Raw genomic sequence first — 17,093 nt, 5'->3', positions numbered from 1 at the left:
TCCTTAGGCGCCCGCGTGCTCGGAGATGAGCGCGCGGGCCGCGTCGAGGTCGTCGGGGGTCTTGAGCGCGAGGGTCTGCACACCGGGCATCGCGCGCTTGGCGAGACCCGTGAGGGTGCCGCCGGGGCACACCTCGATGAGAGCCGTGACGCCCATCTCCTTGAAGGTCTCCATGCACAGGTCCCAGCGGACCGGGTTGGCCACCTGGCCGACCAGCCGAGAGATGACCTCGTCGCCGATGGCGACGGGCTTCCCGTCGGCGTTCGAGACATATGTCACGATCGGGTCGGCGATCTTCAGCGCCAGGGCGGCCTCGCGCAGCCGGTCGACGGCGGGTGCCATGTGGTGCGTGTGGAAGGCACCGGCGACCTTGAGGGGCACCACGCGGCGCACGCCCTCGGGCTTGTCCTCGGCCAGCGCGGCGATCTGCGCGGCGGTGCCGGCGGCGACGATCTGGCCGGCCCCGTTGACGTTGGCCGGGGTCAGCCCGAGCTTCTCCAGGTGCGGGACCGTCACCTTGGGATCGCCGCCGAGCAGCGCCGCCATGCCGGTCTCGGTGACCGCCGCGGCGTCGGCCATGGCGAGCCCACGGGTACGTACGAGACGGAGAGCCGTCTCGTCGCCGATGACTCCGGCGAGGGCGGCTGCGGTGATCTCACCCACGCTGTGACCTGCGACGATGTCGGGCGACGCGTCGAGCGCGGCGGCGGACAGCAGACCGGCGGCGACCAGTAGCGGCTGCGCCACCGCGGTGTCACGGATCTCCTCCGCGTCGGCCTCGGTGCCGTAGCGGGCGAGGTCGAGCCCGACGGCGTCGGACCAGGCCGCGATGCGGTCGGCGGCACCGGGGAGTTCGAGCCAGGGAGTCAGGAAGCCGGGCGTCTGGGCGCCTTGGCCGGGAGCGACGAGTACGAGCACCCTCACACTCTCTCTTGTGAACGGTCCGGAACACCCGTGGGGACAGGGACGAAGAACCGTATGGGGAATTGTTGATGTCCGACAAAAGTCTAGGACTGCGGATCTCTGGCGGCCAAGCGCCCCAGGATCAGGGCGATTCGCAGAGTGAACGCCGAGCGGACATCGGAAGGCGACCATCCGGTGACGTCAGTCACACGTCGGAGCCGGTAGCGCACGGTGTTGGGGTGGACGAAGAGCATCCTGGCCGCGCCCTCCAGGCTGCTCGCCTGCTCCAGATACACACTCAGCGTCTCCAGGAGCGCAGATCCCGCTTCTTCCAGCGGTCTGTAGATCTCCTCCACCAATTGGTCCCGTGCGGCGGGGTCGCCCGCCATCGCGCGCTCCGGCAGCAGATCGTCGGCCAGCACCGGCCGCGGGGCGTCCTGCCAGGCGCTGCACGCCTTGAGTCCGGCGGCCGCCGCCTGCGCGGACCGGGTGGCCGCCAGCAGGTCGGGCACCACGGGCCCGGCGACGACCGGACCTGCCGCGTACGGGCCGATCAGTGCCTTCGCGACCTGCAGCGGGTTGTCGCTGCCACCCGCGATGACGACCAGCCGGTTGCCGAGCACCCCGGTCAGGACCTGGAGCTTCGCGTGCCGGGCGGCCCGCCGGATCGCCTCGACGGTCAGCTCGCTGTCGCCGTCCGGGGCCGTACCGAGCAGCACGCACACATGCTCGGGGGAGTTCCAGCCGAGCGCCGCGGCGCGTGACACGGCGCCCTCGTCGGCCTCGCCGGACAGCACCGCGTTCACCACGAGCGATTCCAGCCGGGCGTCCCAGGCGCCGCGGGCCTCGGCGGCCTGCGCGTACACCTGGGCGGTCGCGAAGGCGATCTCCCGCGCGTAGACGAGCAGCGCCTCCCGCAGCACCGACTCGTCGCCGGGCGCGGCGACCTCCTCGATCGCGGCCTCCATGACCTCGATCGTCGTACGCACCATCTCGACGGTCTGCCGCAGGGTGATCGCCCGGGTCAGCTCGCGCGGAGCCGTACCGAACACATCGGTGGAGATGGCCTGCGGGGTCTCCGGATGCCGGAACCACTCGGTGAACGCCGCGATCCCGGCCTGGGCCACCAGGCCGATCCAGGACCGGTTCTCCGGTGGCATCGCCCGATACCACGGCAGTGACTCGTCCATGCGGGCGATCGCATTGGCGGCCAGCCGGCCGGAGGACTGCTCCAGCCGTTTCAGGGTCGCGGCATGCAGGTGGGCGGCGTTCGCAGCGGGCTGCTCAGGATCGGGTCGGGGCACGAACACAAGACTGCCTTATCCGGCCACGTGCTCGGTGGGCCGGGGCGGTGGCGGGTCGTACTGCCGGGTAGCGGCCGGGGGTCCGAGCGTGCCCCGGCAGGGCTACCGTGGGCGGGTGATTTCCGTACACCGCGCCGAAGACCGCTTCCTGGGCGGGGACCGGGCCGCCGGCATCCTGTCCCGGCACGCCTTCTCCTTCGGCAGCTTCTACGACCCGGACAATCTGCGCTTCGGTGCGATCCTGGCGTGCAACGAGGAGCGGCTGGCGCCCGGCGCGGGCTTCGACGAACACCCCCACAGCCACACGGAGATCGTCACCTGGGTCGTCGAGGGCGAGCTGACCCACCGCGATTCGACCGGCCACGCCACGGTCGTACGGGCCGGGGACCTCCAGCACCTCAGCGCGGCGGCCGGGGTGCGTCACGTCGAGCGCAACGACGGGGACGGCCCGCTGACGTTCGTTCAGATGTGGCTGGCACCGCTCGAACCGGGCGGCGAACCCTCGTACGCGATCGTTCCCGGCATCGCCGACTCCACCCCGTACGCCCTCCCGGCGGCCGGTGCGATGCTGCACGTACGCAGACTGGCTCTGGGGGAGCGCACGGCGGTGCCGGACGCGGCGCGGGTGTACGTCCATGTGGTGGCAGGAGGCGTGCGGCTCGGCGACGAGGAGTTGGAGGCGGGCGACTCGGTGCGGATCACCGACGAGGAAGGGCTGGAGCTGGTGGCGGCCGAGGCGGCCGAGGTGCTGGTCTGGGAATTGTCGGCCTGAGCCGGGAGGGCCATGGGCGGCCCGGATTCCGGTCGGTCGCGGAGGCGGCGATGAGTTTTGCTGGCCGGGGAAGTCTCATCACCGCTGTCGACGACGCAGGAGGAATGCATGGCTCAGCTGTTGAGGGTCCAGAACTTCAATGTTTCCAGTGACGGAATCGGGGCCGGTGAAGACCAGAGCTTCGAGAGTCCGTTCGGCCACGTCGATCCCGAGAGGCTGTTCGCCTGGGCCGGTGCCACGGCGAGCTGGCCCATGCGCACGGACCCCGGGGGGAGCCGGGGGCTCGACGACTATTTCACGCGGGACTACGCGCGCAACATCGGCGCCGAGATCATGGGCCGCAACAAGTTCGGGCCCCAGCGCGGGCCCTGGCACGACCACGAGTGGCGCGGCTGGTGGGGTGACGAGCCCCCGTTCCGGACCCCGGTGTTCGTCATGACCCACCACGGCCGTCCTTCGTTCACGCTGTCCGACACCACGTTCCACTTCGTCGACGGGGATCCGGCCACGGTCCTCCGGCAGGCACGGGAGGCGGCGCAGGGCAAGGACGTCCGACTCGGCGGCGGAGCCACCACCATCAGGCAGTTCCTCGACGCCGGCCTCGTCGACACCCTGCATGTGGCGGTCTCGCCGGTGAAGCTCGGATCCGGAGTGCGGCTCTGGGAGTCCCCCGACGAGCTGCTTGACCGGTACCACCTGGAGGTCGTGCCCAGCCCGAGCGGCGTGACGCACCACCTGTTCTGGCGGAGGTGACACGAGGGCGCGCCCGGGGACGCCGGGCGCGCCCGACGCCGGCGTTCCGGTGAAATGACCGCGTGGTTGCGGGCGGGACGTCGGCACGGGCCGCGGTACTCGTCCGCGACCACCGCACCGCCGCGGGCGGCGGGCCCGCTCGACGGCGAAGCGCTACCGGTCCGCGTCCCGGCGCCACATCGACCACATGGGCGGCCCGGCCCGGAACGACATCTCCTGCTGCACCGCGAAGCCGTGCCGCCGGTAGAACGACAGATTGCGGCGGTTGCTCGACTCCAGGAACACCGGCCGCCCGTCCGCGTCCGCCCGCTCCAGCAGCCCGCCCAGCACCTGCGACCCGCGCCCGGTACCGCGCGCGTCCGCGTGGGTGCCGATGTACTCGACGTACCAGTGCGCGGGGTCGGCCGGGTGGCGGTGCTCCAGTGCGAGCAACCGCATTCCGGTTTTGGGCAGCTGGGCCCGCCCCGCCCGCAGCAGCGTGCCCGCGTTGCGCAGCAGATAGCTCACCGGCAGCTTCCACTTCCCGGGCTCCGCCCACACCGCCGCCACCGTGCGCTCCGGATCGGTCCACACCCGGCCCGCCGGGACCTGCTGCGCCAGATGCGCGGTGAACAGCAGCCGCAGCCTCCGGTCCCGGTCGTGCGGCATCAGCCAGGACCAGACGGGGTCCTCGGCGTAGGCACTGGCGAGTACGGAAGCGAGCGCCGGGACGTCGGAGGCGGCGGCGCGGACTATGTCGGCCATGGCCGGGGAGCGTAGCTCACGCGCTAACGAAGCGTGTCCACGAACGCCCGCCAGGCGTCGGCCCCGACGACCAGGACGGGGCCGTCCGGATTCTTGCTGTCCCGCACGGGTACGGCGCAGGGGAGGCCGTCGGCCACCTCGACGCATTCGCCGCCGGTGTTTCCGCTGTAACTGGACTTACGCCATGCCGCGCCGCCGGTGACGGTGCACTCGACGCATTCGCCGCCGCTGGTGCCGCTGTACGACGACTTCCGCCACCGCGCTTCGGTCAGGTCATGCCTGGTCTCCATAGCGTTCCTCCATCACGCGAGCGATCAGTGTCGCCGAGTCCTCGGGGGAGAGGGCTGTGGCTTGCAAGCGAGCGTAGCCGACCGAACGTTCCTTGATCACTTGCGGATTGGCGGTCATGTGACCCTGGTCGTAGCTCTCCACGTAGAAGAGGTCGGGGTTGTCCTCGAATCTGAGCAGGGTGAACGACCCCATCATTCCCGTGTGTTGGCCGACCGAGAACGGAAGCACCTGGATCTGCACCCAGGGGTCGTCGCGGAAGTCCAACAGGCGTGCCAGTTGCGCGCGCATGACGTCGCGTCCGCCGACCTCCTGAAGCAATGCGGCTTCGCTCAGGATGATCCACAAGGCGGGCGGATTCTCGCGCTTCAGAATCCGCTGGCGGTCCAGGCGGGCCGCCACCATCTCGTCAACCTTGTTCGGGTGATCCACACCGAGTAGTGCCCGCGCGTACTCCTCCGTCTGCAACAGCCCATACACCAACTGCGCCTGGTACGTGGAGATGTACGTCGCACGGGCCTCCATGTCCGCGTACGGCTGGAACCAGGTCGGCAGCTGGCTGCGCAGGACCAGGCCCACGAGGCGCGAGAACACGCCGCCCGTGCCGAGTGCCGCGTCCACCCGCTCGGAGAAGTCGCGGGTGGGGATCTTCTTCGTGGTCTCGATCTGGCCGATCAGCGAGCCGGTGCAGAAGATGATGTCGCCGAGCTGACCCTGCTTGAGGTTGTTGGCCTCTCTCTGGCGGCGCAGTTCCCAGCCGTAGTAGTCCAATGGGGAAGCGCTGGGGTCGAGCGACTGGATGTTGGCCACGGCGGGACACCTCCGGCATTCAACGCCTCGCGGCGTTCGTTTCCGTACGTAGCCGAGCGTAATCACGTCGCCGCACTCTGGTGACATGAATCACGTAATCGAGCCGCAGGCCGACGATCCGGTGGAGGCGACCTACCGCGCCGACTTCGCGATGGGCGACCACTCGGCCAGGCATCTGCGCCGCATCCTGCGCCTCTACCTCACCGCCTGGGGGCTCCTCGACGTGGCCGATGCGGCCGAGTTGGCGCTCACCGAGCTGATCGCCAATGTCGTACGGCACGTCCCCGGCCGCCGTTGCCAGACGCTCATCTTCCTGCTCCCGGCCGGGGGTGTACGCGTCGAGGTGGCGGATGCCTCCCCGGAACTGCCCCGCGCGGTCATGGGTGATGTGCTCGACGAGGGCGGGCGGGGGCTGATGCTGGTCGATGCCGTCACCGACCGCTGGGGCACGGAACCGCGCCCCGACGGCCGTGGCAAGACGGTGTGGTTCGAGTGCCTGGCCACGAAGGCGGCCGATTCCGGGCGCGCGGCGCCGCTTTGAGGTCCGCGTCCCGAATCCGTATCCCGCATCCGCTCAGCGCAGCACGGCCGACAGCAGGTCCGTGCCCAGTGTCGTCATCGCGGACAGGTCGAGGGTGTAGTGGACGTAGCGACCGCGCCGCCGGCCCGTGAGCAGCCTGGCGCGGCGCAGGACGGCGAGGTGGCGGGAGACCTCCGGAGGCGTCAACTGCCAGGCGTGGGCCAGCTCGCCGGTGGTGTGCGGGCCGCGGGCCAGGGTACGCAGCAGCCGCAGTCGTACCGGATGCGAGAGTGCCTCCAGCCGTAGGCTGCACGTCTCCAGCGAGACCGGTTCCGGCTGGCTCGGCTCGGCCACGGGGTACTGCATCACCGGCTGCCACCCGGGCGCGTAGACCACCACCAGGTGCGGGTGGCCGAAGACGCTGGGGATGAAGGTGACTCCGGCGTCCTGTGCGGCGGTCGCGTTGTCCTGCAGCTTGTCCACGACGATGCTGCGGCCGTCCGGCGCCAGCGCGATGGCGCCGGAGACCGACGCGAGTGCCATGCCGATGCCCTGGCGCTTCAAGAGGTCCGTCTTCAGGCGCAGGTCGGCGGCGAGCCGCGCTTCGACGCCGGTCCAGGCGGCGTCGAAGAAGGCCTCGGCGCACTGTTCCAGGGTCTGACGCACCCGCGCCCGCACGGAAGCCGGGTCCGCGAGCAGCCGTTCCGTGAACGCCTCCTGGAGTGCGCCGCGGGCCTGGGCCAGGTTCAGGACGTGCTCGCGCGCGACCGCGTCGGTGAGCGGGGACGGCTGGGCGAAGTAGGCCCGGTTGCTGCCGCACGTGGTGATGAGCGCGGAGGTCACGTAGGTCTCGTCGTCGATCCGGTCCACATCGTCCAGCTCTTCGGAGAGGGTCTGTCGGGGGCGGGCGGGGACCAGGAAGTCCGCGCGAGAGGACCGCCAGAGGAACTCCGCCTCCTGCAGCCGCTCCGCCAGCTCCGGCCGCAGCCCGGCCCGGACGTCCGCGGCCCAGGCCGTGAGCTGCGGATGATGCCCGGGGGCGGCCAGCACGTGCAGCATCGCGGTCAGTTCGGCCAGCGGGGAGGGGGCGAAGCGCAGCCGGTCGGGCGGCAGGCCGGTGATGTCGATGCGCAGGGTCATCCCTTCATCGTCGTCGGTTGCGCGTCCGGTGGTCACCTCGGTTGACGGGCCCCGTCAACCGACATGACCCTGTTCGGGCGCGGAACGCACGGTGGGCGTCATGCAAACGACCACCAAGATCCGGCCGCGAGTACTCGTCCGTGCCTCCGGAGGCCCCCGCTACGCCGTCGCCCTGGCCGTGGACGCGCTCGGTACCGGCCTGTTGCGGCCCTTCCTGCTGCTGTACGGAGTGACGGTGCTGGGGCTGTCCGCACCGGTCACCGGCGCCGCCATGACGGCGGGTGTGGTCACGGGCCTGGTGTGCATGCCCGCTGTGGGCCGATGGCTGGACCGGGGCGCACGGAGCACGGTCGTGGCGGCGTCGATGCTGGTGCGTGTGGTGGGCACGGTGTTCCTGCTGGCCGCGTCGGCGGGGCAGGTCTGGCTGTTCGCGACCGCGGCGCTCTTTCTCGGCATCGGCAACCAGGCCTGGCCGGCGGCCCACGCCGCCCTCGTGGCCACGGTCGCCGACGGCCGGGAAAGGGATGCGGCGCTGGCGGCGGGCCGATCGCTGCGCAATGCCGGCCTGGGCGTCGGCGCGCTCCTTGCCACCGCCTGCCTTGCGGGCGGCACCTCGGCGCTTCAGGCGCTGGCGGCTGTCACCGGCCTCAGCTATCTCGCCGCGGCGGCCCTGGCCTGGTCGGTCCATATGCACGCGCACCCGGCCGCGGAGCCGGCCGGGCACCGGGACGACGAGCCCGCGCCCCGGATGGGGACACTGCTGGCCGCCAACGTGATCTACGTCTTCTGCCTCAACGTCCCCGAAATCGCGCTCCCGCTGGTCCTGGTGACACAGCTGCACGCGTCCCCGATGTGGTCGGCGGGCATCTTTGTGGCCAACACGGTGCTGGTGGTCACCCTTCAGGTGCCGGTCACCGTCCTTATGTCCCGCTTCCCCCGGCGGACCGTGCTCGCCCTTGCCGGCGTGGTGCTCACCCTGTCGTATCTCGGCTTCCTCGCCGCCGCCCCGCTGGGCCACGGCTGGGCCGCTCCTGCCGTCGCCGCAGTGTCCGTGCTCTGCACCCTCGGCGAGATCATCTATGCCGGCAGCGCGACGGCGCTGGTCACCGCCATGGCCCCGGCCCGCCTCCTGGGGCGCGCCCTTGCTCGCTTCCAGCTCTCCACAGGCTTCGGCCTCGCCGTATCTCCAGCGGTCATCACCGCACTCGCCCCCCACGGCTCCGCCGCCCTCTGGGGCAGTCTCGCCGCCGCGACGCTTCTGTCAGCCGCTGCCGTCGCCCACTGAGCCGCACGCTGTTCCCCGGGTGGCTTGAGGCATGCCGGGCGGCGCGGTCGGTCGGCTCGATGCCGGTGCCCCTCATCGGCCGGGAGTGAGCTCCTTCAGTACCGCATCGGTGAACGCCGGCCACACCTCGACCGCCCACGGGCCGAAGGCGCGGTCGGTCAGCGCGACGCAGGCCGCGCCCGCGACCGGGTCGATCCACAGGAAGGTCCCGGACTGCCCGAAGTGCCCGAAGGTTGCCGGGGACGAGGAACTGCCCGTCCAGTGCGGTGACTTGTGGTCCCGGATCTCGAAGCCGAGCCCCCAGTCGTTGGGGTTCTGGTGGCCGTAGCCGGGCAGTACGCCCTTCAGGCCGGGGTGTACGACGGTCTGCGCGGCGAGCACCGTACGCGGGTCGAGCAGCCGCGGCGCCTGCACCTCCGCCGCGAACCGTATGAGATCGTCGACGGTCGAGACGCCGTCCTTGGCGGGTGAGCCGTCCACCGCCGTCGCTGACATCCCCAGTGGCTCCAGCACCGCCTGGCGCACGTACTCCGGGAACGGGATGTCGGTGGCCTTGGCTATGTGGTCGCCGAGTACCTCGAAGCCCGCGTTGGAGTAGAGCCGCCGGGTGCCGGGTGCGGCCGTCGTCCGGTGCTCGTCGAAGGCGAGGCCACTGGTGTGCGCGAGCAGATGCCGGACGGTGGAACCCTCGGGCCCGGCCGGCTCGTCGAGCTCGACCGCGCCCTCCTCGTACGCCACGAGCGCCGCGTAGGCCGCGAGCGGCTTGGTGACGGAGGCGAGCGGGAAGCGGTGCGCGGTCGGGCCGTGCGTACCGACGACCGTGCCGTCCGCTCGTACGACGGCCGCAGCCGCGGTGGGGACGGGCCAGTTGTCGATCATCGCCAGGCTTTGCATGCATACGAGCGTAACGGGCGGGGCGTGCGCCACGTCACCGGCCGATGAGCCCGGGGCACGGTGGCCGAGGCCCGGCGAACCGACGGGGGGCAGCGCCAGGTCGCATCTCTCAGGGGCGATCCAAGGGGCTGGTCAGGGTGATCACTGATGGGCAACGGCAGGCGTGGGCAGCAGAGTTGGCGTTGCAACGACCCCATCAGCGCCGTTCCGAAGGACCTTCGATGCGCATCCGTCTCGCCGCCACCACCCTCGCACTGGCCACCGCTCTCACCGCCGGCGCGGCTCTGCCCACGGCCGCCGCCACGCCTGCGTCGAGCGCCACGGCGTCCTTGAACCCGGTGATCCAGGACATCCTCGACCGCCTGCCCGACGACGTCGTTGCGAGCGCGCTGATCAGGCAGGACGGCGTGGGCGCCACCGCCGGCCCGGTCACCGCCGACGCGTATGTCCGGATCGGCAGTGTCACCAAGGTGTTCACCAACACGGTGGTTCTCCAGCTCGTCGCCGAGCACCGGATCGGCCTGGACGCACCGGCGCGCCGATACGTCCCCGAGGTGCTGCCCGAGGCGTACGACGAAGTCACCGTGCGCCAGCTCCTCGACCACACGAGCGGCCTGCCCAAGCCTGCGCCCACCCCCGGCCCGGCCGACGGACCCGGCTGGCAGCTCAAGTCCGTGACACCCGAAGACCTCCTGCGTGACTCGTTCGCCGCAGCTGCCCGCGTGCCGCGCGCAGCCCGGTCCGAGCAGCTCGAGCAGCAGTACAACGGGCTCAACTCCTTGGTCCTCGGCCTGATCGTCGAGAAGGTCACCGGCCATTCCTTCACCAACGAACTGGAGCACAGGATCATCAGGCCGCTGCACCTGCGCCACACCAGCCTGCCCGCCGCCGACGACCCGACGATCCCCTCGCCCCACGCGGAGGTGTACCTCGACGGGCAGGACGTGACCGAGCAGAGCCCGTACCCGTGGGCCGAGGGAGGCATGATCTCCACCGCCGCAGACCTGGACCGTTTCATCATCGCGCTGTTCCGGGGCCGCCTGCTCCCGTCCGCCCAGCAGAAGCTGGTGTTCGAGGTACCGAACGCGCAAAGCGCCGGCGACAATGCGAACTGCACCGACGGGGAGGCCTGCTACAGCGTCGGCGGGCTCATGCGCCACCCGCTCCCGAACGGCGAGTACGCCTGGGGCAAGACCGGCTCCCGCCCCGGCTGGGACAACGGGATCTTCGCCACCCGCGACCTCCGGCACCGCCTGGCGTACTCCCTGAACCCGACGGGGACCGGTAATGATCTCCCGTACATCAAGGCGCTCGTCAACGCCGCGCTCGCCGGCTGACAGCGACCGCTACCGGCCCCCGTTCCCGATTGCGCTTGCTTAGAGTGCACTCCAAGGTTCTAGCGTGGAGGGCATGACGGTGATGGAGAGCACTTCCGTGAAGGTGGACGTCTGCGCCTCGGCCCCGCGGGCGCATCCGCGCCCCGAGGGCCAGGACCGCTACACCATCAGTGAGGTCGCCGCCTTCACCGGGCTCACCGCGCACACCCTGCGCTGGTACGAGCGGATCGGGCTGATGCCGCACGTCGACCGTTCGCACACCGGCCAGCGCCGCTTCACCAACCGTGACCTGGACTGGCTGGCCTTCGTCGGCAAGCTGCGGCTGACCGGGATGCCGGTCGCCGACATGGTCCGGTACGCGGAGTTGCTGCGCGAGGGCGAGCACACCTTCGAGGAACGGCAGGAGCTGCTGGAGGCGACCCGCCGCGACGTGAAGGCGCGGATCGCGGAGCTCCAGGACACCCTCGCCGTCCTCGACCACAAGATCGACTTCTATGCGAGTGCCCGACGGGCGCCGGAAAGGCCCTGTGCCTGATGACTGACAACAAGATCACCACCGTGGAGCTCGGGAACGGCGGCCCGCAGGTCGGCGTGCAGGGACTCGGCTGCATGGGCATGAGCGAGTTCTACGGGGACACCGATGAGTCCGCCGCGCGCGAGACGCTGGAGACGGCGCTGGCGGCGGGCGTCACCCTCTTCGACACCGCAGATGTGTACGGTCGCGGCGCCAACGAGGAGTTCCTGGCGCCGTTCGTCGGGGCGCACCGGGGCGAGATCACCCTCGCCACGAAGTTCGCCATGGAGCGGACCGATGACCCGCAGTACCGGGGCGTGCGCAACGACCCCGCGTACATCCGGCAGGCCGTCGAGGACAGTCTTCGTCGCCTGAACACCGATGTCATCGACCTGTACTACATGCACCGCCGCGACCCGGCCGTCCCGCTGGCCGAGTCCGTCGGCGCGATGGCCGAGCTGGTGCGGCAGGGCAAGGTCAAGCAGCTCGGGCTGAGCGAGGTGACCGGCGCGGAGCTGCGCGAGGCGTACGCCGTGCACCCGATCGCCGCCCTCCAGTCGGAGTGGTCGCTCTTCAGCCGGGACGTCGAGCGCAGTGCCGTGCCCGCCGCGGTCGAGCTCGGTGTGGCCTTCGTGCCGTACTCGCCGCTCGGCCGCGGCTTTTTGACCGGGGCGTTCGCGGACGCGGCCAAGGACCTGTCGAAGGGCGACTTCCGCCAGTTCCAGCCGCGCTTCACCGGCGACAACGCGAAGACGAACGCCGCCCTGCTGGAGCCCGTCCACAAGATCGCGGCGGCGCACGGGGCATCGGCCGCGCAGGTGGCGCTCGCCTGGGTGCAGCAGCGGGCCCAGGTGCACGGCCTGACCGTGGTGCCGATCCCGGGCACCCGCAAGAGCAGCCGGCTGCTGGAGAACGTGGCCGCCACCCGGCTCACGCTGACCGCGGAGGAGCTGGCGCTGCTGGAGCCGATCGCGGGGCGGGTTGCGGGGGACCGGTATCCGGACATGAGCTCCACCTCCGCGGCGCGCGAGTAGTCGTTCCGGCCCGGGTGCCGGGCCGGGGCGCCCTGCGATCGTTGTGCCCTCAAGCGCCGGACGGGCTTAAAGATGCCCTCAATCGCCGGGCGGGCCGGGTTTTGCCGGGCTGGGCCGGAGGATGTCCTCGGACGCCGGGCGGGCTGGGTTTTGCCGGGCTGGGCCGGAGGATGTCCTCGGACGCCGGGCGGGCCGGGTTTTGCCGGGCGGACCCGGAGGATGCCCTCGATCGCCGGGCGGGCCGGGTCTTCCCGCCCTACGCCAGTCCCAGTGCGTACGCCGCGAACCCCGTCGCCAGCAGGCCCGCCACCGCCCGGCGGGCGTTCGCCGCGCGCGTACCGGCCTGCCACGGGGCCTCGAACCGCCGCGCGTACCGGGCGATCAGCACCAGCAGCCCTGCGAACACCGGCATCCACGCTACGCGCGCCAGGATCCAGCCGATCGTGTCGGGCCCGGTCGTCAGCCCCGGCACGGCACCGGCGAACGACGCGGGGACCGCCGCGGCCAGCATCGCCGTCTGGTGCCAGCACAGGATCGTCATCGCGGACAGGTTGATGACGACGACCGGTGCCCACACCAGCGGCCTGCGCAGGAACCGGCCGATCCGGTCGCGCAGCAGGATTGCCGCACCGCTCTGCGCGGCGGCCAGCGCCAGGACCAGCAACGACGGCGGATGCGAGTTCGTCCGCGCCTCGCCCGGTACGCCGACCATCGACGCCGGGTAGTGGAAGGCGAGCAGCAGCGCGGCGAACAGGACGCTCCCGCCGGCGAGCAGGACGCGGGCGCCGCGCCTGCCGATGCGGCCCTCGCCCCAGGAGACGCCGAGCTGGTACGCGAAGAGCCAGCCCGGAAGGATGTTCAGCACGCTCAGCCAGGACGGCACGGCGTCGGCGAACGGCCCGTAACGCAGGAAGTCGACGACGGCGACCGACCCGAGCAGCGGCACGGCGGCCCAGCCGCCCAGCTTCCGCGCGACCTTGACGCAGTACGGGGTGAGCGCCGTGACCACCGTGTACACCCCGACGAACCACAGCGGCTGGATCACCAGCGTCGACCCGGTCCGCAGGGTGTCACCGGGCACGCCGAGCGCGCTCAGCACCGGGATCATCGCCGCCCAGACGGCGGTCACCCCGAGCACCGGCCTGCCCAGACGGGCGACGCGTCCGCGCAGCCAGGCGCCGGTGGTGGATTTTCTGCGGCGGTAGGAGAGGACGGAGGCGTACCCGCCGACCAGGAAGAAGATGCCCAGCATCTGAAGCACCCAGCTCACCGGGGCGAGGCCGCCGAACGTGGACAGCGGGCTGGCGTTGTGCAGCGCGCCGCCGCTGTCGAGGCGGAAGCCGCCGAGCAGCCAGTGGCCGGTGGGGACGGCGAGCAGGGCGAGGGCGCGCAGGCCGTCGATGGCCCGGTCGCGATGGGCGGGCGTACGCGCGTCGATGCGCTCGGCGAGGGCGGTGAGGCTCATCGGGCTTCCCCCTCCGTGATCGAGGCGAAGGCGCGGAGCGAGTCCGTGCCGGGGGCGAAGTAGCCGGTGTGCCCGTGGGCGTCGTGGGCCGGCACACGGCGTGCGCCGAAGTCCGGGCCGGTCGGATCGGGGCCGTGGCCGAGGCCGGCCACCTCGATGTTCGGCACGTTGTCGATCCAGTCCGTGGCGTCCTTGGCGGCCCAGACCCGGGCGGTGGTGTGCAGATCCGCGACGTCGTCGGCGCGCATCCCCGGCGAGCCGAGGACGACCAGGTCCGCGGCGCGCAGCCGGGGTGCGGCGATTCCGCACACGACGGAGCCGTAGCTGTGGCAGAACACGGCGGGCGTGGGGACGCCGTCGGCGGCCAGCCCGTCCGCGAACCGGGTCAGCCGGCCGGCCCCCGCCTCGGCGAGCGAGCCGGTCGCGGCATCGACGCCGACGCCTACGGGAGTGGTGTACCCGGCCCAGGCGACGACGGCGCTGCCACGTCCGGTCTCCGCATACAGGGCCTTCGCCATGCCGGCCGGGGTGCCGTACACATCGCTCGTCCGGTCGAAGGTTCCGGCGTCGATGTCCGAACCCGGTACCACGACCGCCACATGGCGTGCGGTGCTCAAGTCCCCGAAGACCTCGGCGACCTGTCCGCGGCCGCGCGGATCGAAGGCGAGGATCTGCCGGTGTCGCGCTCCGGCGAGATGGGTGTACCTGGGGTCATGACTGGCCCGCAGGGAGCGGGCGTTGGCCTGGTAGCGCAGTTCGACGGGTACGCCGTCCAGATTGCCGACGACGAGTGGATGCCGTACGACCAGGGCCTGTTGCTGTGCGGCGGTCAACCGTCGGAAGAACCGGCTCACTTCGGCGGGTGTGGTCCGCTCCGGGTCGGGCAGCTCCCGCCCCAGTACATGATCCGCGCGCCAGGCCGCGGTGCCGGGAGGTGGCCCGGTCAGGGCCTGCTGTGCGCTCCCGGACGCCCAGCCGGCCGTCCCCGCCGCCACGGTGGTCGCCAGCGCGACGGCGACCAGAGTCCTCGCGTATCGGCGCATCCCGCCCTCCTTCTCCGGCTGATCCGGCTTCCGCACGCCGTTCGGCGCGACGGAGAGGAAGGTAGGAAGGAGGTGGGTGCGGGGGCGTCGCACCAGGGAGCCAAGTGCGGGGTGCTACCGGGGTAGGGGGTGTACCGGGGGCCTGCCGGTGGGGCGGGCGGGGGGAGACCACCGTTACTGCTCTCCCGGCACCACCACCCCCGCCTCGTACGCGAAGATCACCGCCTGCGCGCGATCCCGCAGATCCAGCTTCGCCAGCACCCGCCCGATGTGCGTCTTCACCGTCTGCTCGGCCAGCACCAGCCGCCCCGCGATCTCCTGGTTGGACAGCCCCCGCGCGATCAGCTCCAGCACCTCCGTCTCGCGCGGAGTCAGCCCGTTCAGCCGCAACGCCTGCCCGCTCCGGGCGGCCCCGGACGGCCCCTGCCGGGCGAAGTCCGCGATCAGGCGACGGGTCACCGACGGCGCCAGCAGCGCCTCGCCCGCCGCCACCACCCGTACCGCCGAGATCAGATCCGCCGGCGGCGCGTCCTTCAGCAGGAAGCCGGACGCCCCGGCGCGCAGCGCCTCGTACACATAGTCGTCCACGTCGAACGTGGTGAGCATCAGCACCTTGGGCAGGTGCACCACTCCCGCAGGCGGGTTCAGCAGCTCGCGGGCCGCCGCCAGACCGTCCATCTCGGGCATCCGGACATCCATCAGGACCACGTCCGGGTGGACCCTCCGGCTGACGTCGACGCCCTGGCGCCCGTCCGGCGCCTCACCGACAACGTCGATGTCGCTCTGTGCCGCGAGCAGTGCCGCGAACCCCGCCCGCACCATGGCCTGGTCGTCGACGATGATCACGCGGATGGTCAAGAGTCCTCCGAGGTCGGGGGCGGAACGGGGACGAGAGGCAGCCGCGCCGCCACCCGGAAGCCGCCATCGGGCAGCGGTCCGGTGTCCAACGTGCCGCCCGTCAACCGTACGCGTTCCCGCATGCCGACCAGGCCGTGCCCGGTCCCGGTCGTCTCCAGCGGCGAACCGGGCCGCTCCGCCCGGTCGTTGACCACCAGCACGGTCAGGTGCTCGCCGTCGGACGTGATCGACACCCGGGTCCGCGCTCCGGGCGCGTGCCGGACCACGTTCGCCAGGGCCTCCTGCACGATCCGGTACGCCGACAGATCCACCGCCTGCGGTACGTCCGGCAGATCGGCGGACAGCGACAGCTCGGCCGGCAGCCCCGCCCGTACCGTCGCCTCCACCAGCTGCTGCACCCGGTCGAGCCCCGGCTGCGGCGCCCGTTCGCCCTCCGTGCCCTCGCTGCGCAGCACCGTCAGCAGCCGCCGCATCTCCGCGAGGGACTCCCGCGCGCTCGCCGCGATCGCACCGAACTCCTCGCGCGCCTCCTCGGGCAGCCCGCTGATCCGATAGGGCGCGGAATCGGCCTGGACCGTGATCACGGACATGTGGTGCGCGACCACGTCGTGCAGCTCACGGGCGATCCTGGTGCGCTCCTCCAGCAGTGTCCGCTGCGCCCGCTCGGCCTCGCTGATGGTCTCCTGCTCGGCGAGCCGGCGCTGCGCGTCGCCCCGTTCCCGCAGTGCCGCGCCGATCACCAGGACCACCGCGCCGAGGATCACGAGCAGCAGCGCGCTGCCGTTGCTGCGCTCCGGCGAGATCAGGTGCAGGACCAGGCTCGCCGCACCCGTCGCCACCCAGACCGAGATCAGGGTCCGCCGGGTCTCGCGCAGGGCCAGCGCGAGCAGCACGAAGAGATAGCCGATCAGGGTGGGCGGGGGCCACGGCCAGATGTCGAACTTGTCGACCGGATACCCGAGCAGCGCGGCCGCACCCAGGATGTCGGCGGGAAAGATGATCCACCAGGCCTGCAGCGGCCGGTGCGCCAGCATCAGGAGCGGCGCCGCCTGCGCGACGGCCAGGGCTCCCGCCAGTCCTCCGTTCACGCCGTACCCCTCGGTCAGGACATTGATCGTGACCGGGATGAAGGTGGCGACGAGGGCGAGGACGACGACGTACGGCAGCAGCCGCTGCCACCGTTTCGGCGCGTCCGCCAGGAGCGGCGTCGCGGGATGGGACGGGTGGGCGAGCCCGTGGGCGAGCTCGCGCAGATTGCGTCGGGCGGCGCTCACCAGGCCGTCGGTGACGGGCGGCGGGGGCGGCCCGTGCGGCGGGGAAGTGGACATGGCTTGATCAGCGTAGGCATGGAGCGGCCCGATGGCGTCATACCGGGGTTCCGGTCCACCGCCGCACTTCTCGTACGGGAGTACTACCGGCGAGCCGGACG

General features: G+C 71.7%; 18 protein-coding genes. 7 read left to right on the top strand and 11 right to left on the bottom strand.

Annotated elements, in window-relative coordinates; all coding sequences use genetic code 11:
• Positions 1-3: 3 nt before the first annotated feature.
• Together ACZ7IB_RS01425 and ACZ7IB_RS01420 are read right to left on the bottom strand one after the other, a co-directional pair.
• On the bottom strand, positions 4-918 hold the full coding sequence (locus ACZ7IB_RS01425; protein WP_470908220.1) for an ACP S-malonyltransferase: 915 nt from the start codon (positions 916-918) through the stop codon (positions 4-6).
• Positions 919-1,007: 89 nt separating this feature from the next.
• Positions 1,008-2,207, bottom strand: a complete 1,200-nt coding sequence (locus tag ACZ7IB_RS01420; RefSeq protein ID WP_327275393.1) for a PucR family transcriptional regulator — start codon at positions 2,205-2,207, stop codon at positions 1,008-1,010.
• A gap of 115 nt (positions 2,208-2,322) precedes the next feature.
• On the opposite strand from ACZ7IB_RS01420, the gene ACZ7IB_RS01415 reads away from it, so the two are divergent.
• Together ACZ7IB_RS01415 and ACZ7IB_RS01410 are read left to right on the top strand one after the other, a co-directional pair.
• Positions 2,323-2,979, top strand: coding sequence for a pirin family protein (locus ACZ7IB_RS01415; RefSeq protein ID WP_470908218.1), 657 nt, complete (start codon positions 2,323-2,325; stop codon positions 2,977-2,979).
• Between the two features lie 108 nt (positions 2,980-3,087).
• Complete coding sequence (locus ACZ7IB_RS01410; RefSeq protein ID WP_470908216.1) at positions 3,088-3,732, top strand: dihydrofolate reductase family protein; 645 nt, start codon at positions 3,088-3,090, stop codon at positions 3,730-3,732.
• A 153-nt stretch (positions 3,733-3,885) separates the two neighbouring features.
• Here ACZ7IB_RS01410 and ACZ7IB_RS01405 read toward each other — a convergent pair whose 3' ends face one another.
• The 3 genes from ACZ7IB_RS01405 to ACZ7IB_RS01395 are packed head-to-tail and all read right to left on the bottom strand — an operon-like array spanning position 3,886 to position 5,574.
• Positions 3,886-4,476, bottom strand: a complete 591-nt coding sequence (locus ACZ7IB_RS01405; protein ID WP_470908214.1) for a GNAT family N-acetyltransferase — start codon at positions 4,474-4,476, stop codon at positions 3,886-3,888.
• Between the two features lie 23 nt (positions 4,477-4,499).
• Positions 4,500-4,766 (bottom strand): DUF397 domain-containing protein, encoded by a 267-nt coding sequence (locus tag ACZ7IB_RS01400; RefSeq protein WP_470908212.1) that lies wholly within the window; start codon positions 4,764-4,766, stop codon positions 4,500-4,502.
• Entirely contained in the window at positions 4,750-5,574 is an 825-nt protein-coding gene (locus ACZ7IB_RS01395) for a helix-turn-helix domain-containing protein (protein WP_470908210.1), read from the bottom strand. Before ACZ7IB_RS01395 ends, ACZ7IB_RS01400 begins: the two co-directional genes overlap by 17 nt.
• Positions 5,575-5,659: 85 nt before the next feature.
• Here ACZ7IB_RS01395 and ACZ7IB_RS01390 point away from each other — a divergent pair, with 85 nt between their 5' ends.
• Positions 5,660-6,115, top strand: coding sequence for an ATP-binding protein (locus ACZ7IB_RS01390; protein WP_470908208.1), 456 nt, complete (start codon positions 5,660-5,662; stop codon positions 6,113-6,115).
• Between the two features lie 33 nt (positions 6,116-6,148).
• Here the strand turns inward: ACZ7IB_RS01390 and ACZ7IB_RS01385 are convergent, their stop codons facing one another.
• A complete protein-coding gene (locus ACZ7IB_RS01385) occupies positions 6,149-7,234 on the bottom strand; it encodes a DUF5937 family protein (RefSeq protein ID WP_470908206.1) in 1,086 nt (361 codons plus the stop codon).
• Between the two features lie 100 nt (positions 7,235-7,334).
• Here ACZ7IB_RS01385 and ACZ7IB_RS01380 point away from each other — a divergent pair, with 100 nt between their 5' ends.
• Positions 7,335-8,519, top strand: coding sequence for an MFS transporter (locus tag ACZ7IB_RS01380; protein ID WP_470908204.1), 1,185 nt, complete (start codon positions 7,335-7,337; stop codon positions 8,517-8,519).
• Positions 8,520-8,591: 72 nt separating this feature from the next.
• On the opposite strand, the gene ACZ7IB_RS01375 is transcribed toward ACZ7IB_RS01380, so the two are convergent.
• Entirely contained in the window at positions 8,592-9,413 is an 822-nt protein-coding gene (locus tag ACZ7IB_RS01375) for a serine hydrolase domain-containing protein (RefSeq protein ID WP_470908203.1), read from the bottom strand.
• Between the two features lie 221 nt (positions 9,414-9,634).
• On the opposite strand from ACZ7IB_RS01375, the gene ACZ7IB_RS01370 reads away from it, so the two are divergent.
• The 3 genes from ACZ7IB_RS01370 (at position 9,635) to ACZ7IB_RS01360 (ending at position 12,298) form a co-directional block, all read left to right on the top strand.
• Positions 9,635-10,750: a serine hydrolase domain-containing protein gene (locus ACZ7IB_RS01370; RefSeq protein WP_470908201.1), complete on the top strand. Its 1,116-nt coding sequence runs from the start codon at positions 9,635-9,637 to the stop codon at positions 10,748-10,750.
• A gap of 73 nt (positions 10,751-10,823) precedes the next feature.
• A complete protein-coding gene (locus tag ACZ7IB_RS01365) occupies positions 10,824-11,285 on the top strand; it encodes a MerR family transcriptional regulator (RefSeq protein WP_470908200.1) in 462 nt (153 codons plus the stop codon).
• Entirely contained in the window at positions 11,285-12,298 is a 1,014-nt protein-coding gene (locus ACZ7IB_RS01360) for an aldo/keto reductase (RefSeq protein WP_470908198.1), read from the top strand. Before ACZ7IB_RS01365 ends, ACZ7IB_RS01360 begins: the two co-directional genes overlap by 1 nt.
• A gap of 256 nt (positions 12,299-12,554) precedes the next feature.
• Here the strand turns inward: ACZ7IB_RS01360 and ACZ7IB_RS01355 are convergent, their stop codons facing one another.
• From ACZ7IB_RS01355 to ACZ7IB_RS01340, 4 genes are all read right to left on the bottom strand, one after another.
• Positions 12,555-13,763 carry an acyltransferase family protein gene (locus ACZ7IB_RS01355; protein ID WP_470908197.1) on the bottom strand — a complete coding sequence of 403 codons (1,209 nt, stop codon included), beginning with the start codon at positions 13,761-13,763 and terminating at the stop codon, positions 12,555-12,557.
• The gene (locus tag ACZ7IB_RS01350) at positions 13,760-14,806 is read right to left on the bottom strand and encodes an alpha/beta hydrolase (protein ID WP_470908196.1); all 1,047 of its coding nucleotides are present in this window, start codon (positions 14,804-14,806) and stop codon (positions 13,760-13,762) included. The genes ACZ7IB_RS01355 and ACZ7IB_RS01350 overlap by 4 nt, the downstream gene beginning before the upstream one ends.
• A gap of 174 nt (positions 14,807-14,980) precedes the next feature.
• A complete protein-coding gene (locus tag ACZ7IB_RS01345) occupies positions 14,981-15,664 on the bottom strand; it encodes a response regulator (protein WP_470908195.1) in 684 nt (227 codons plus the stop codon).
• Positions 15,661-16,992, bottom strand: coding sequence for a sensor histidine kinase (locus ACZ7IB_RS01340; protein WP_470908194.1), 1,332 nt, complete (start codon positions 16,990-16,992; stop codon positions 15,661-15,663). Before ACZ7IB_RS01340 ends, ACZ7IB_RS01345 begins: the two co-directional genes overlap by 4 nt.
• Positions 16,993-17,093: the final 101 nt, after the last annotated feature.

The sequence above is a fragment of the Streptomyces sp. NPDC037301 genome, from assembly GCF_055602785.1.
The sequence above is the reverse complement of the archived record's forward strand: the minus strand, read 5'-3'. Positions and strand labels throughout refer to the sequence as shown.